This window comes from Bacillus sp. SIMBA_074, assembly GCF_046534555.1.
GTDB lineage: Bacteria > Bacillota > Bacilli > Bacillales > Bacillaceae_G > Bacillus_A > Bacillus_A mycoides.
This window is the reverse complement of record NZ_JAWRYM010000428.1, coordinates 1-277: the sequence shown is the minus strand read 5'-3', so window position 1 is coordinate 277 and position 277 is coordinate 1. Positions and strand designations below refer to the sequence as shown.

1 protein-coding gene is annotated in these 277 nt (G+C 72.6%); it reads left to right on the top strand.

Translation table 11 applies throughout. The features are described 5' to 3' along the window. Nucleotides 1-35: 35 nt before the first annotated feature. A partial coding sequence (locus SB773_RS31440) for a hypothetical protein (RefSeq protein ID WP_410594220.1) occupies nt 36-277 on the top strand: 242 nt, incomplete at its 3' end.

The window sequence follows — 277 nt, the reverse complement described above, 5'->3', positions numbered from 1 at the left end:
ATCTGCTCGTCCCGGCCGCCCGCGCTCGCCTCCTGGTGTTCGTCGCGCCGGAGTGTCACGCGTGTGCGATCGCCCTGGCATCACTCAAGGCCGCGGAGGCGCCTCTGGCGGCCGTTGTCGACGTCTATGTGATCCAGCGCGCCGTGAGCGTCGCGGCGAGCACAGAGCCGCCGCACGACCTCCCCGCTTCGACGCGGTTCGCGCTCGACGTCGGCGGTTCGGTTGCGGCGGCGCTCCGCATCGGCGCGGAGACACCCGTGGCCGCACTCATCGGCAC